This window comes from Leptospira broomii serovar Hurstbridge str. 5399 (assembly GCF_000243715.2).
Taxonomy (GTDB): Bacteria; Spirochaetota; Leptospiria; order Leptospirales; family Leptospiraceae; genus Leptospira_B; species Leptospira_B broomii.
On the sequence record NZ_AHMO02000008.1, the window covers coordinates 1,144,148 to 1,157,641 of the forward strand.

Below are 13,494 nucleotides of genomic sequence, written 5' to 3' on the forward strand. Positions count from 1 at the left end.
CTATCCTCCCACTGACGAACACACTGGTTTACTTGCACCCGCATTTCCCGTGGTTGAGGTAGTGGACGACTGGGAGGGTCCTTTTTTTGTAACGCCGTTTCGCAAAGGGATGTCCTGCGATTTGGAATCTACGATGATTATCTGTTTGAGCGTGAGTTCAATTTGCCGACCATCCCCGGTATCGATGGTCGAATCTTCTTTATAGGATTCGATAAAAACATTTTTTATAATTCCATAATCGTAGACGGAATAATTCAAAATTTCTTTGGACATCATCCACGTTTCTAACATCGCCAGTCTATCTGCAACCTTCCCGCGAAGGTGGAAAAACGGTAAGTAATCTGAATCCGTGATGATCGCAGTGAGGTGCATGGTCAGCGGTTCGTAATTGATATGATCGGTGATGTCCGCCCCTTTTTCGATCGCATGATTTGTCCCCTTTCCTGAAACTTCTTTCGAGACAGTAATTGTGGAATCGAAAATAACCTGATCTTGCCCGTTGCTTGCCGAACTCAGGAAAGTTTTTCCGGAAGTTAAGGCGCTTTGATAAATTGAACTAGCGGAGGGAAGCATTTTACGGGATCACCATTCCTAATTTCGCCGGGAGTACGTCCTGGGAGAGTTCGTCCAGCGCCCTCATGACGGCATCCTTTATTTCCCGCCCCGCTTCAGCAGGTCCGCTAACATTTATGGTTAAGGTCCCCACTACGTTTTGGACGACCACCGAACCGGAGCCACTGCCAAGCCCACTGTTCGGAATGATTCTACCGGAAGCGCCAGGAGAAAAGAGTTCCGGCCCTCGTTCACCTACAAGATAAGAATTTCCACCGGTGACGGGTCCTCCGGACGCTTTCTTTTCTGAGGTAGGTAGTCCCATTACGCCCCGAATTCCGCTTAGGATCGTATTCTGATCCGGAATCAATGAAGACCATATATTTTTAAACATATCGGAAATCCAAGATCCTAGCTTCATGAATGCGGCTTTAATCTCATCGAAATAAAGATAAAGACCGGCGATGGGGAATATGAGAGTAACGATTAATTTTCCATAATTTCGAAAAAAATTCAAAAAACTATCAAAGGCGCTTTTAATCCAATTTATACCGGCTGCAAAAGATTTTTTTACCATTTTATCGAAATTTTTAAATGGACCAAAAAGGTCGCCAATAAAGCTTTTTTTTCCTTTCGACCAGTCACCCATATCTTTAAATAGCAGGAAGATGAATGCAAAAGCTACACCTATTGCAAGTAAGACACCAATTAAGGGGAGCCAAGGGGCAACGACAGCCCAGCCCGCAACGGCCATTGCCCATAATCCTGGTAGCATAGCTGCTATTCCGCCAAGTGCAAGAGGTAGAAATAAAAGCATAACTGCTTTTAATCGAGTTATTCCATCTTCCCCATCAGTAAAATAATTCACGAGAGAGGCAAAGCCTTCGGCTAATGGGCCAATAAACGGTCCAAGTATTTTTCCGATAGCGCCTTGCAATCTTTCCATAGAATTCGTAAACTGCTGTTCCGCAAATGCCCCGGATTGAACCATGTAATTATATTGTTCCTGCAGGCCTGCAGCTTTCTTCTGATCTTTTGAATAAGATTCTAAAACTTTTTTTCTCTCCTGTTCCGGTAGAGAATATAAATCGGAAATACTTTTCCCCGTGACCGCCGCGACCTTCTGAAAAGTTTCCATAGAATTATTAATGAATTGAATGGATGCACCGTTCTTTAAAGCTGTCGCACTCGCTTGCATCATTTCCTTTTCGGAAAATACATTCTTAGACAGATCGCCGACCTTTTGAAGCGATTTTTCCAATTGTTCATAACCGGGGCCTGCCAGTTCTTTCAACTGCATGCGCTGCTTTTCTAATTCTGTAGAAACCTTTATAGAATCTTTCAAAAACGGCACAACGATATTGAAACCATCTTTAGCGAAATCGGCGAAGCTTTTGCCCGGGGATTCCCCCTTTTTAGCGCCTTTTTGCGTCTTAGAATTGGATCGCCTTAAGTTTTCCGAAGTTTTATCAATCGTTTTACTAAAGGAGGAGAATTTTTCCGAAGTGGTCTTAATACTTTTGGATATGTTTTTCAACTGAATAAGTAAAGGTCCCGAAGAGTCGGCTAACTTCTTAAAACCTTGCGGAATAGCTTTTATACTTTTAGTAATATTATTGAACTGTGATAAAAGAGGCTTAGCAGCATTTGCTAACCCTCTAAAATTCTGAGAAACGGTTCTTGCCTGCCTAGTTAGACCGTTAAACTCCGCCGCAAGCTTTTTTGCTTGCGATGCGAGTCTTTGCATCTCTATGATCCAGGTATCATCCATATTATTATTTTCGATTGCGCAGTTTATTTGCAGCCTGCTGCTGCTCCTTAATCATTCGGTCCACAAGAAGATTCGCCTTTGCCAAATCGCGAGGAGGCATTTCGCAAGCCTCCGTATATGTGAGAATTCCATTCACGACAGGTCTCCAGATCGCGATTTCCTCGTCGAGCTCACGCTTTAGACGAAACTCCTCGAGTCGATTGATTTGCGCCAGCTGCAGTACCGTTTTCCGGTCTAGACTCTGGCCAGGAAAATCCGGGCTCCAACTCCCCTCTAAGAAATCGAGGCAGGATGATCTCCCAAACCTCCTCCAATTCCCGAATCCATTGTTTTAATTCTTTCTGCTGGAGCATAATCGGACGCCCCTCGGGATCGAGGGGACCATCAATGGATAATTTCGGAGCTCCCTTATCAGGAAATACTACGTAATCGAAACAATATTCCAAAACCACGGAAAGATCCATATTACCGTCCGTGATACGAAACATTTTGGACTTAAGTTTAATCCATTCCTTTGTTCCGGGATGCTGAAGAATATATTCGTTTCCGTTGACTAAAACTCGTTCCTGATATGTAGACATTCTATTTCCTTAAATTAACTAGGTAGGTGCGACTTATTTAGGTCCGCGCACATTAGGACCCATTCCACGCCGGTTTCTTCCAAACCGAATTCTTTGTCCGGATCGGTATTGATCCATGCTTGGCTGGCGACCGCCATGAATTTTCCATCCGAGTTGTTTTTAACAAGGACCGGGAATGCAGACGGTTGGTATTTGATTAAATCCAAGAACGCGTTATCCGGAGAAGTTCCTTTTAACGTAAAGGTAATCGATCCTGAAGTATTATTATTCTTGGTCCTCGAAACTTCGCCCTTCGCTCCCACATGCGTTTTATAATTTTCGCTGTCCGCTCGTTTTATCGAGATAAAAGTTCCATCAAAAAATCCGGAAACCAATCTTCCTGAAATCGAAAGCGTTACCTGGCTTGGATCATACGTACCTAAGAATTTATCTGCCATATTCTATCTCCTTAAACAGTGATGAGCCCGTTCACGTTAACTTTATGAATCGCGCCCGCTAAATAATAAACGAACTTAATACCGGAAAGTTGGCGATTGGCTCTATCATTCACTGAAAGTTGAGCCCGAGTCGGAACGAAGACTTGGTTCATATAAACTTTGTCATCGGAGAGTTTCAGATCATCAGGAGATACCGCTTTAGCGATGATTCCCGCGTCTCCAGCTCTTTTTAAAACGTTTCGTACAACGCCTTCCACTTGTGCAATCCCGCTATCGTCCAACGAAACTTTATCGTTGTTTAAAAATAGAGAAAGCAATCCGGTATTCAATTGATCCTCGACCCAATCTTGACCCACAATAACGTCTATGAACTCCCCCGACGTCGCAACACCTTCGTTCACATAAATGGCGCCCGACAATGCTTGCAGTGCTTGTCCTTTGCTAGTACGAATCGTAGTTAGATCGGTCTTTGAAAAGGTCGAAGGGTTCTGGCCGTTCAATCTCTTCCACTTAAAAGTTGTGGATCCCGGCTGCTTGGGAATATTCTGCCCGACCCACGCGCATTCAGGATAGTCTTCGGGATGATTATCATGTATCAAATAGGACTCACGATCGACATTTCTGGAACTTAAAGCGGTGAGATCCGACGTGCAACCGAAGAAGAATTTCTTATTCGCATTTGCCCAGGTTCCGGCCGCATTTAAATCGGCTTTGGCACGGGACGTTATACAAACTGCATAGAAATTATCGTCAAGATCGCGAAGAGCATCTAACGTAGTTGCAATCGGATCGTGCGAGACTACGACCATGATATCGACCGGGCTGGGGGATTGCGCGAGCATCGCAGCCGCCATTTTATAGACGTCGTCCGACGAAGTAAAACCGGCAGCGGTCAAATCGGTTATTTCCGAGATAATAACTTTCTTTAACGTGGTCGCTGTCGTATCGGCCGCTCTTAAAATCAGAGGCCGGAAAGATTTTTGAGTTAACCCTTGCGTTCCTCTTGTGATATCGATCACGATATCATTGATAAATGCCATTTTCTATACCCCTATCGTCGTTGTGTGATTATGATTTCCGAATTGTTCTTGAATTTTAATTTTAGAAATTCCTTCTACTTCGCTTATCGATTGATTTACATAATCGAAACGGAGATCGAACCCGACTTGGTAGGTCCAAATCGTGCCTTGGCCCTGACCCTGATTTTGACCATGAACAAAACTGAAGTCTTGTATGACTGGATTCGTCAATCTAGGTACGATCCCTTGCGCCTTGCAGAAGTCGCGGTTATCGTCAACGGAAAACCAGCTGATGATTTTGCCTGCTGACTGCCATGCGATATCCACGCTGCTATTGGAAAAAAAATTGAGAGAAATAGTATCTCGGTAACGTTCGAATTTAGTGGTAACTACCGTAGTTGGATCACCGACTTTTGCAGCGCGAGTTTCTACATTTTGGTAGCTTGATTCATATACGCTCGAAGTGACTCGATAGGTCCCATAAGGAAACGTAAGCCCTGTTTGATCAAATTGGGCGAGCGTTACCGATGTGCTTACTTGTATCCTATTAAAAATAGTGTGTAAAACCGTTAAAGGAATCAAAATTACCGAACCCTGAGCACCTAATCAATTGCAGTCGACCAGCCAAGAGAAAGACTGTGCTGCACAGGATATCCCATAAACTGCCTTATTATCGCCAAAAGTAAGGCGCATATAAGGCAGTTTATACAGTTGAAAGAAATTACAGACTATTTAATTCATTTTAGAGACTTCAAGAAAAATTTTTCATATATATATTCTTTTTATCCCATTTTGGGGCGTGAAAAACGCAATAGCCTATTTTTTGAGCGGATTAATTAAGAATATCCCGTAAAAATTATAATCCCCTAGCTTTCGATTAAAGTTATTTCGCTGAACTAGAACTCGTTGCAGAAATACTTCGATTCAAAATAAAAATTGCTTCCCCTTTTTTCGAAAGCATTTCAATAGAACTCTCGACCTCGTCGATCACGGAAAGTTTTTTCTTTTGCGAGTCAATGCCGAGTGACGCAGCCTTTAGTATATTAAACAAAATGAATGCATTTACTTTACGAATTTCCGTTATTTATGCCGCATGCATCCGCCCAAATTTCGTCAGCAACCGCTTTGCAAATAAAAGTCCGATTTAAAAATCGAAAAACTAGATCATGGGACAGAAAATACCCTTCAAATTTGGTTTTTCCCGAACAGACCTGGGTGAAATGATGGCTTCATACGCTTATGTCCCAATGGAAAACAACCCCCTTACATGAGGAGCACCGAACTTTAGGCGCTAAAATGATTCCCTTCGGAGGCTGGGATATGCCTGTCCAGTATTCGGGAATTATCGCGGAGCACATTGCTACTCGAGAAGCTGCCGGCCTTTTTGACGTTTCTCACATGGGAGAAATCTTTATCGAGGGAGCTCCCTCCGAAATCCTCGAGTATTTGGAATCGCTTACCTGTAATGCCGTCGCTCAGATGCAAGACGGCCAAGTTCAATACAATGCGATATTAAACGAACAGGGCGGATTAGTAGACGATATAACTCTTTATAAGTTCAATGATCATAAATATATGATATGTGCCAACGCATCGAATGTCGATGCGGTCTATGAGTTTATGCTTTCGAAACTCCCAAAATCCGGAATTACGATCGATAATCAAAGCGTTAGATGGCATCAAATTGCAATCCAAGGCCCGAAGGCAGATTCGATTCTCTCTTCCTATTTAAAAGCCGACCTTTCGGGAATCGGTTATTATAAATTTATTCTATTCCCGTTTCGAGGAGAAGAGCTGATTCTTTCCCGTACAGGTTACACCGGAGAGGATGGATTCGAAATCTATAGCTCCATCCCAACCGGCATTCAGCTTTGGAAAGACTTAATCGAATATGGCAAACCCCAAGGATTGCTTCCTGCGGGCTTGGGAGCCAGGGATACCCTTCGAATCGAAGCTAAATATCCTTTGTACGGTCATGAATTAAACGAAACTCGCACACCGGTTCAATCAGGAATCGGCTGGATCGTTAAAGAAAAGGAAATAAAATTTCCCCAATACGATCGCATTACCGGCGAAAAGAAGAACGGCGTCGACCGGAAAGTCACCGCATTTGAATTACAGGAAGCGGGAGTTCCTAGGGAGAATATGAAAGTCCTGGATGAAAATGGAACCGAAATCGGGATCACTACTTCGGGAACTTTTTCTCCGTCCTTAAAAAAAGGACTGGGACTTGCCTGGATCGACGCAAATAAGATAAAACACGGCCAAAAAATCCGCATTGAAATTCGCGGTCAGGCAAAAGAAGCAATCGTATATACGCAACCTTTCATCCCGGGAAGCATAAGAAAAAACTAATTAAAGGAAAGTTCAATGGCAGCAACCAACCCACCACCAGGATACCGATTTACGGAAAAACACGAATGGGTCAAGGTAGAAGGCGAAACAGCTCTGGTCGGAATTACCGACTATGCTCAAGCAGCGTTAGGAGATATCGTTTATGTGGATCTGCCGAAAGTCGGCAAATCCGTTAAACAATTTGATAGTTTCGGCACGATCGAATCGGTTAAGGCTGCGGAAGATCTTTATTCTCCGATCACAGGAGAAGTTAGCGAAATAAATTCGACACTGGGAACCAATCCTGCGGCGGTAAATTCTAATCCGTTCGGAGCATGGATGATTCGTGTAAAAGGGATCAGTATCGGTGAAGTGGAAAAACTTTTAGATCCCGAAGCTTATAGAGAATTCGTCAACAAACTTGATTAGGTAATAAAATGAACGCAGCTACCTGGAACCCAACCGGAAATACAAAACTAGAAGGTCAATTATCGCCTTTGGATACATTCCTTCGGCGACATGTGGGCCCGGACTTAGAGCAGACTAAGAATATGCTCTCCCTACTCGGTTTACCGACTCTGGATGAATTGGTTGCCAAATCCGTCCCGGAAGGGATTCGTCTATTACAAAGTTTGAATTTGCCGGAACCCTCCACCGAAAGAAAGATTCTCGAGGATCTGAAAGGAATCGCCTCCAAGAACAAAATATTTCGTTCTTATATCGGAGCCGGATACCAAGGCAGCGTCCTTCCCTATGTAATCCAGAGAAATATTCTAGAAAATCCGGGTTGGTATACTGCTTACACTCCGTATCAAGCGGAAATTTCCCAAGGACGTTTGGAAGCTCTACTAAACTTCCAAACGATGATCATGGATCTGACCGGTTTGGAAATCGCAAACGCATCGCTGTTGGACGAAGCGACCGCTGCTGCTGAGGCGGTTTTTTTAGCGTTTGCAGTCAAGAAGAATGAAACGGCAAAACTTCTTTTCGTTTCAGAACTATGTCATCCGCAAACGATAGATGTGATACGTACTCGAGCTTTCCCCCTTGGAATCGAAGTAAATGTCGGAGACCATAATAATGCGGAGCTCAACGAAGACTATTTCGCGGTTGTAGTTCAATATCCGGGGACTGACGGAAGCATTCACAATTACGAGCGATTCTTTCAGTTAGCTCATAATGTAGGAGCTCTTACAATCTGTGCCGCAGATCTGATTTCGCTTACTGTTCTTAAACCGCCCGGCGAATTCGGCGCAGACGTGGCTGTCGGAACTAACCAAAGATTCGGTCTGCCGTTCGGATTCGGCGGTCCTCATGCCGGATATTTTGCGACTAAAGACGAATTTAAACGGAATATGCCCGGCCGTTTGATTGGTGTATCAAAGGACAGCCAAGGAAAACCCGGTTTACGGTTGTCTCTACAAACAAGAGAGCAACATATCCGCCGAGATAAAGCCACATCGAATATATGCACGGCTCAAGTGTTATTAGCGGTTCTATCGTCGATGTATGCGGTTTATCACGGCCCGAAAGGCCTCAAAGAGATTGCATTAAGGATTCATAAATTAACGGAAACGTTGGCCAAGAATTTGATTAAATTGGGTATCGAGATAGAAAATAAATCTTATTTTGATACGATTACACTCAATCTTGGATCGAAAGCCGCCGGAATTCTGAAAAGCGCTCGGGACAAAGGAATTAATCTTCGAGATTTTCAGAACGGTAAAATCGCAATCGCGCTCGATGAAACTGTGGAAATCAAGGATATAGAAGATTTGTTCTCCGTCTTCGGCGGATCTTCAGTCGATCTTTCGTTGGCCGAAGAATCAATTCCAAGCGAATTCAAAAGAACTTCCGAATATTTAACGCATCCGGTTTTTCATTCTTACCATACTGAAACTAAAATGCTTCGCTATATTCGCAAATTAGAATCAAGGGATCTATCGCTGACTACTTCTATGATTCCGCTCGGATCATGCACTATGAAATTGAATGCTACGGTCGAGATGCTTCCGGTTACTTGGCCTGAGTTTTCCTCCTTGCATCCGTTCGCTCCTGCCGAACAAACGGAAGGATATAAAACGATCTTCCGCCAGCTCGAATCAATGCTTTCTCAAGTCACGGGATTTCCGGGAATTTCTTTGCAACCGAACGCGGGCTCCCAAGGGGAGTATGCCGGTCTTTTGGCCATCCGAAATTACCATTTATCTAAGGGAGATGCGGATAGAAATATTTGCTTAATTCCGATTTCGGCCCACGGAACAAATCCAGCTTCCGCAGCAATGGCCGGATTTAAAGTAGTCGTCGTAGGCTGTGATGCGGAAGGGAACGTGGATGTGGCCGATTTAAAGGAAAAAGCTCGGGAACATTCGAATGATTTAGCCGCCTTAATGATCACCTATCCTTCTACTCATGGGGTGTATGAAGAATCCATTAAGGAAATCTGTTCGATCGTTCATGAACACGGCGGTCAAGTCTATATGGACGGCGCAAATATGAACGCCCAGGTCGGAATTACAAGACCGGCAGATATCGGAGCTGATGTTTGCCACTTAAATCTGCACAAAACATTCTGTATTCCGCACGGAGGCGGAGGACCAGGTGTCGGCCCAATTGGCGTGGCTAAACACTTAGTTCCTTTCTTACCCGGACATCCATTAGTCGATAACGGAACAGGAAATATGCACGGTGCCGTTTCTGCCGCTCCGTGGGGAAGCGCGAGTATCGTACTTATTTCCTGGGTATATATCGCTCTATTGGGTAGCCAGGGTTTAGAACATGCAACGAAGGCTGCAATTTTAAATGCCAATTATATAGCGAAGCGTTTGGAAAATTACTACCCTGTATTGTACAAGGGAAAACATGGCTTCGTCGCACACGAATGTATTCTGGACGTTCGCCCGTTTAAGAAGACGTCGGGAATCGAAGTCGAAGACGTTGCCAAACGATTAATGGACTATGGATTCCACGCTCCTACGATGTCTTTTCCGGTTCCGGGTACGTTGATGATCGAACCTACGGAATCCGAATCTCAGGAAGAATTGGATCGGTTCTGCGAAGCAATGATCCTAATTCATGACGAAATCAAAGAAATCGAAGGCGGTAAAGCCGACCCGAAAGATAATCCTCTCAAAAACGCTCCTCATACTGCGCAAATGGTAACGTCCGATTCTTGGAAACACGCTTACACTCGCGAAAAAGCGGCTTACCCAACTAACTGGACGAAAGAACATAAGTTCTGGCCTTACGTCGGTAGGATCGATAACGTTTATGGAGATCGCAATTTAGTTTGTTCTTGTCTTCCGATCGAAGACTATTTGCAAAATTAGTGAATCTCCCTATCTGTTCCTGAAAAATAAAAGCCGGAAGAACTCTTCCGGCTTTTTTGTATTTATATCAATTTTTTTACGGGAGAAGAGAGATATTACTCTCCTTTCTTCTTGGATTTCTTCGACTTTTTATCACCGTCTCCATCCTTATCTTTCTTAGATTTTTTAGACTTTTTGGATTCCTTGTCGCCGTCCTCATCTTTATCTTTCTTGGGCTTCTTAACTTTTTTGGAATCTTTTTCCTCGTCGTCCCTCTCGTGCGATTTTTTAGACTCCGACTTCTTTACGGTATCGCCGTCTTCATCTTTTTTCTTTTTTGAATGATGATCCGCATGATCTCCTTCTCCCGCTTTACCCGGCTTCGCCCTACAGTAAGCGTCCACATTTGTACCGCTTTGCTTATGGTATCCCGAAACCCATGTACAATCGGAGTCGGCTTCACACTGCCCTTTTGATAGACCATGACATTGAGATTCGGCTCGCACAGAGCCGAACGCGAATAAAACCGCTACGGATAACGTCAGGCTAAGAGTTACTCTCAGCAAATAGATAGACGTATTTTTCATTTAGATTGAGTCCTCCAGGAAAATCTGTCGACCCAGGATCAACTCATAGCAGGATTTTGCGATTAGGAAATTTATTTTCTGAGAAATATTTATTCTGAAAAGTTACGAATTGGAGAATTAGGAAAATTCTTTCTTTCCAATAATGAAGATATCATTCTCCAAAAAGGTGGGTCGGGAGGGGAAGTCCCCCCGACCAAACACAGTCAGGAATCAACCGCCATAGTACGTCTTGAGAACCCGCTTTGATTGACACTAAATCCCATCTCTTTTCTAACACTTCCCTCGGGTTCGGTTTTAAGAAGCGGATCGAATTCTACTTCTACTTACGGAACTAGTCAAGTCGACAAAGTGAAAAGGAAAATAAAAATAAGTTATTATTGAATGTACGTTCTAAAAACGGAAACTGAAATAACGCGATACCCCGGTAAAATATTAGAAAAAACTCGAATTCCAAGAAGCGATTCGTTAGCAAATAAAAGAGGAGGTTTATATATCTATTTTAAAGCTCCGGTTGAAAGTATATTAGAAATGTAAAATGAAACTTTTACGCAAGATCATAAAAAGGCGTAAGAAATAAAAAACCCGACCATATGATCGGGTTTTAATAAAATCGATAATTGCAAAAACCCGGCGACGTCCTACTCTCCCACACAGCGAACCATGCAGTACCATTAGCGATGAGAGGCTTAACTTCCGTGTTCGGGATGGGAACGGGTGTGACCCTCTCTCTATAATCACCGAGAATCTACGGCCAGTATTTGATTTTGATCGGTTTTGTCGAATCTTTTTTGCGGAAAAGGATTCGAATTTTGATAATCCGCGAGGAAAAATGTTTTCTTTCATTCTAGCGGGCGAGTGAAATTTATCTATGCGATTCTTTCTGCCTATTTCCACGACTGCTTTGATAATTCTGAGTGTTTTATTATATGGCTGTAGTTCATCACAAACGAAACCGGAGCTTTCTAAAAAGCCGCAAATATTCGGCCAAGAACTTCTATCCTTTGCAGACATTTACTGGACGCAAAAATGTGCAGCCTGTCACGGACTATCCGGGACACCGCCGGAGGGACCGATGCCGACCCCACGAAAGTTCGGAACATTCGGAATGAAAATGGGGTTTTTCTTCGGCGGGGATAAGATGAGAGCAGGAATATTCAGAACCATACGTGACGGAAAAAATCAAAGTATGCCCTCTTTCGGTAAAGAGTTAAGCGAAGAGCAGATCTGGGCGCTTGCGAATAAAATCGAACGGCTGCCGAATTAAAGAAGTTCGGTCAAGCTACGAACTTCTTCCCTCGAATAAGCATCCGGTTTTTTTAAAATTTGAACCAACGCTTTGAATTCGCGTAACTCTAAGTTTCGCGGATGCTTTCCAAAATAATACTCGGACGATTTATGAATTCCGTTAAGACCTCGTCCCCAATAAACCAAATTCAAATAGTATTCTAAAATTCCTTTTTTGCCCAATTCGGAATCCAAGCTCTGCGCAATTCGGATTTCTCTCAACTTTCTTGATAAGGTCTTATCCCTAGACAAAAATAATGTTCTAGCCAATTGTTGATCGATCGTGCTGGCGCCCCTTAATTTCCTAAAGAAAACGACTGCCTGCAAAACCGAAGACTGAATGTCCGAAACGGAATAGCCGGCGTGTCTATGGAATCTTGCGTCTTCGACTTCGACCAGATAGTTAGTACTGCCGGATGGCAGCTCGTCCAATCGCACCCAATCGGGTTCCAGTATTACCGATTCTAAATTTTCTGGCAGATAGACCAAACGATTCTCCGAAAACAAAATCTGTTTTTCCGGAAAAGTCTCAAAGTATATGAGTCCTACGGTTAATAGGAGAATAATTATTCGAACAAAACTTTGTTTCATCTTTTGATATAAATGCGAATCCGAAATACTTGTAGAAGTCATCATATTCGTTTATCATAGATCAAAAAGACTTCGTCTTCCTTTTGTTCGCATAATACTAGCTTCCATTGAGCGTTATCGAAGGACGGATAAGCTAATTGCCCGTCGGCTAGCGACGGTAGATCCGACTGGCCGATCAAAAAAGGTACGATCGTAAGGTAAATTCTTTGAATCAAATTCTTTCGAAAAAAGGAATCATTAAGTCGAGGTCCCCCTTCCAAAAGAATATTCTTAAATTCAAAATCGCTTAACTTTTGCATCACCTGTATCGTATCAATATCATCGTAGCCTAATACGACGATTTCCGCAAGATCGGAAAGATTAGAGCGAATTGAAGATTCGTTGTGTTTTGTACAGAACAGGAGCGGTTTCTTTCGGGAATTTTGAAAAACTTTTCGGTCTTCCGGCAATGTTCCATTTCGAACCAATAAAATCGGGCGCGGTTCGTTCACTTGATCCACATAACGTAAATGAGTTACCGGATCGTCGTTTACTAAGCTATTTTTTCCTAAAATCAATCCGTCTGAAACGGCACGGATTTCATCCATTCTTTTCTTATCGTTCCTGGAAGAAAGACCGTACCACTTTCCGTCCGGACGAGAAACTTTTCCGTCCAGGGTCATTGCCATATTTACGGATAGATAAGGAAGATTCATTCGGTGCGAGTCGCAAGCGTTTCTGCGAGTAACTTCGTCACTTTACCTCGGCAAGTACCGCATCCGGTACAACAAAGGGTATCCTGCATCAACTTTCCAAGCGTATCGTTACCTCTACGAATGGAACTTACTATTTCCTCTTCGGACACCTGATTGCAAACGCAGACTTTGCGAGGTCGCATTAATGCATTTAAATCAATCTGATTAAAATCGGAGGAATTCATGAGCCGTTTAAATATTGGACTCCAAAACGGAAGGCTTCTTTCAAGACTACCGATGAAACAGCTTCATGCAAGAGAATTTTTTGCAAAATATTTCTCGTTGACAGAGATGTT

At 43.2% G+C, this 13,494-nt stretch carries 15 protein-coding genes and 1 rRNA gene; 4 read left to right on the plus strand and 12 right to left on the minus strand.

From position 1 onward, the window contains the following. The 7 genes from LEP1GSC050_RS10915 to LEP1GSC050_RS10940 are packed head-to-tail and all read right to left on the minus strand — an operon-like array spanning position 1 to position 4,942. Positions 1-573: a phage baseplate protein gene (locus LEP1GSC050_RS10915; RefSeq protein WP_010571248.1), complete on the minus strand. Its 573-nt coding sequence runs from the start codon at positions 571-573 to the stop codon at positions 1-3. A 1-nt stretch (position 574) separates the two neighbouring features. Next, complete coding sequence (locus LEP1GSC050_RS10920; RefSeq protein WP_020987326.1) at positions 575-2,323, minus strand: LIC12611 family phage tail protein; 1,749 nt, start codon at positions 2,321-2,323, stop codon at positions 575-577. A gap of 4 nt (positions 2,324-2,327) precedes the next feature. Further along, entirely contained in the window at positions 2,328-2,459 is a 132-nt protein-coding gene (locus tag LEP1GSC050_RS21215; RefSeq protein WP_020987458.1) for a hypothetical protein, read from the minus strand. 34 nt (positions 2,460-2,493) lie between these two features. Next, positions 2,494-2,904: a hypothetical protein gene (locus LEP1GSC050_RS10925; RefSeq protein ID WP_010571251.1), complete on the minus strand. Its 411-nt coding sequence runs from the start codon at positions 2,902-2,904 to the stop codon at positions 2,494-2,496. A gap of 14 nt (positions 2,905-2,918) precedes the next feature. Beyond that, positions 2,919-3,341: a phage structural protein gene (locus LEP1GSC050_RS10930; RefSeq protein ID WP_010571252.1), complete on the minus strand. Its 423-nt coding sequence runs from the start codon at positions 3,339-3,341 to the stop codon at positions 2,919-2,921. 11 nt (positions 3,342-3,352) lie between these two features. Beyond that, the gene (locus LEP1GSC050_RS10935) at positions 3,353-4,381 is read right to left on the minus strand and encodes a DUF3383 family protein (RefSeq protein WP_010571253.1); all 1,029 of its coding nucleotides are present in this window, start codon (positions 4,379-4,381) and stop codon (positions 3,353-3,355) included. A 3-nt stretch (positions 4,382-4,384) separates the two neighbouring features. Further along, on the minus strand, positions 4,385-4,942 hold the full coding sequence (locus LEP1GSC050_RS10940) for a phage neck terminator protein (RefSeq protein ID WP_010571254.1): 558 nt from the start codon (positions 4,940-4,942) through the stop codon (positions 4,385-4,387). A 657-nt stretch (positions 4,943-5,599) separates the two neighbouring features. Between LEP1GSC050_RS10940 and gcvT the strand changes: the two genes are divergently transcribed. From gcvT to gcvP, 3 genes are read left to right on the plus strand one after another with little or no spacing between them, the layout of a single operon-like run. Then, positions 5,600-6,715 carry a glycine cleavage system aminomethyltransferase GcvT gene (gene gcvT / locus LEP1GSC050_RS10945; RefSeq protein WP_040911296.1) on the plus strand — a complete coding sequence of 372 codons (1,116 nt, stop codon included), beginning with the start codon at positions 5,600-5,602 and terminating at the stop codon, positions 6,713-6,715. A gap of 15 nt (positions 6,716-6,730) precedes the next feature. After that, on the plus strand, positions 6,731-7,123 hold the full coding sequence (gene gcvH / locus LEP1GSC050_RS10950) for a glycine cleavage system protein GcvH (protein WP_010571256.1): 393 nt from the start codon (positions 6,731-6,733) through the stop codon (positions 7,121-7,123). Between the two features lie 8 nt (positions 7,124-7,131). Continuing rightward, a complete protein-coding gene (gene gcvP, locus LEP1GSC050_RS10955; RefSeq protein WP_010571257.1) occupies positions 7,132-10,023 on the plus strand; it encodes an aminomethyl-transferring glycine dehydrogenase in 2,892 nt (963 codons plus the stop codon). A gap of 95 nt (positions 10,024-10,118) precedes the next feature. Here the strand turns inward: gcvP and LEP1GSC050_RS10960 are convergent, their stop codons facing one another. Together LEP1GSC050_RS10960 and rrf are read right to left on the minus strand one after the other, a co-directional pair. Then, positions 10,119-10,589, minus strand: coding sequence for a hypothetical protein (locus LEP1GSC050_RS10960; RefSeq protein WP_010571258.1), 471 nt, complete (start codon positions 10,587-10,589; stop codon positions 10,119-10,121). A gap of 625 nt (positions 10,590-11,214) precedes the next feature. Then, positions 11,215-11,331, minus strand: a 5S ribosomal RNA gene (gene rrf, locus LEP1GSC050_RS10965). 126 nt (positions 11,332-11,457) lie between these two features. Between rrf and LEP1GSC050_RS10970 the strand changes: the two genes are divergently transcribed. Beyond that, complete coding sequence (locus LEP1GSC050_RS10970; RefSeq protein ID WP_010571259.1) at positions 11,458-11,853, plus strand: c-type cytochrome; 396 nt, start codon at positions 11,458-11,460, stop codon at positions 11,851-11,853. Here LEP1GSC050_RS10970 and LEP1GSC050_RS10975 read toward each other — a convergent pair. The 3 genes from LEP1GSC050_RS10975 to LEP1GSC050_RS10985 are packed head-to-tail and all read right to left on the minus strand — an operon-like array spanning position 11,850 to position 13,383. Beyond that, positions 11,850-12,506 (minus strand): biosynthetic peptidoglycan transglycosylase, encoded by a 657-nt coding sequence (locus LEP1GSC050_RS10975; RefSeq protein WP_010571260.1) that lies wholly within the window; start codon positions 12,504-12,506, stop codon positions 11,850-11,852. The genes LEP1GSC050_RS10970 and LEP1GSC050_RS10975 overlap by 4 nt on opposite strands. Continuing rightward, positions 12,506-13,159: a RibD family protein gene (locus LEP1GSC050_RS10980; RefSeq protein WP_010571261.1), complete on the minus strand. Its 654-nt coding sequence runs from the start codon at positions 13,157-13,159 to the stop codon at positions 12,506-12,508. The genes LEP1GSC050_RS10975 and LEP1GSC050_RS10980 overlap by 1 nt, the downstream gene beginning before the upstream one ends. After that, positions 13,156-13,383, minus strand: coding sequence for a (2Fe-2S)-binding protein (locus LEP1GSC050_RS10985; protein WP_010571262.1), 228 nt, complete (start codon positions 13,381-13,383; stop codon positions 13,156-13,158). Before LEP1GSC050_RS10985 ends, LEP1GSC050_RS10980 begins: the two co-directional genes overlap by 4 nt. Between the last annotated feature and the right edge of the window lie 111 nt (positions 13,384-13,494).

What these genes read in the sequence shown, in the direction of transcription:
- LEP1GSC050_RS10915 (WP_010571248.1), bottom strand. Translation starts at nt 573, where the DNA reads ATGCTTCCCTCCGCTAGTTCAATTTATCAAAGCGCCTTAACTTCCGGA.
- LEP1GSC050_RS10920 (WP_020987326.1), bottom strand. Translation starts at nt 2,323, where the DNA reads ATGGATGATACCTGGATCATAGAGATGCAAAGACTCGCATCGCAAGCA.
- LEP1GSC050_RS10925 (WP_010571251.1), bottom strand. Translation starts at nt 2,904, where the DNA reads ATGTCTACATATCAGGAACGAGTTTTAGTCAACGGAAACGAATATATT.
- LEP1GSC050_RS10930 (WP_010571252.1), bottom strand. Translation starts at nt 3,341, where the DNA reads ATGGCAGATAAATTCTTAGGTACGTATGATCCAAGCCAGGTAACGCTT.
- LEP1GSC050_RS10935 (WP_010571253.1), bottom strand. Translation starts at nt 4,381, where the DNA reads ATGGCATTTATCAATGATATCGTGATCGATATCACAAGAGGAACGCAA.
- gcvT (WP_040911296.1), top strand. Translation starts at nt 5,600, where the DNA reads ATGTCCCAATGGAAAACAACCCCCTTACATGAGGAGCACCGAACTTTA.
- gcvH (WP_010571256.1), top strand. Translation starts at nt 6,731, where the DNA reads ATGGCAGCAACCAACCCACCACCAGGATACCGATTTACGGAAAAACAC.
- gcvP (WP_010571257.1), top strand. Translation starts at nt 7,132, where the DNA reads ATGAACGCAGCTACCTGGAACCCAACCGGAAATACAAAACTAGAAGGT.
- LEP1GSC050_RS10960 (WP_010571258.1), bottom strand. Translation starts at nt 10,589, where the DNA reads ATGAAAAATACGTCTATCTATTTGCTGAGAGTAACTCTTAGCCTGACG.
- LEP1GSC050_RS10970 (WP_010571259.1), top strand. Translation starts at nt 11,458, where the DNA reads ATGCGATTCTTTCTGCCTATTTCCACGACTGCTTTGATAATTCTGAGT.
- LEP1GSC050_RS10975 (WP_010571260.1), bottom strand. Translation starts at nt 12,506, where the DNA reads ATGACTTCTACAAGTATTTCGGATTCGCATTTATATCAAAAGATGAAA.
- LEP1GSC050_RS10980 (WP_010571261.1), bottom strand. Translation starts at nt 13,159, where the DNA reads ATGAATCTTCCTTATCTATCCGTAAATATGGCAATGACCCTGGACGGA.
- LEP1GSC050_RS10985 (WP_010571262.1), bottom strand. Translation starts at nt 13,383, where the DNA reads ATGAATTCCTCCGATTTTAATCAGATTGATTTAAATGCATTAATGCGA.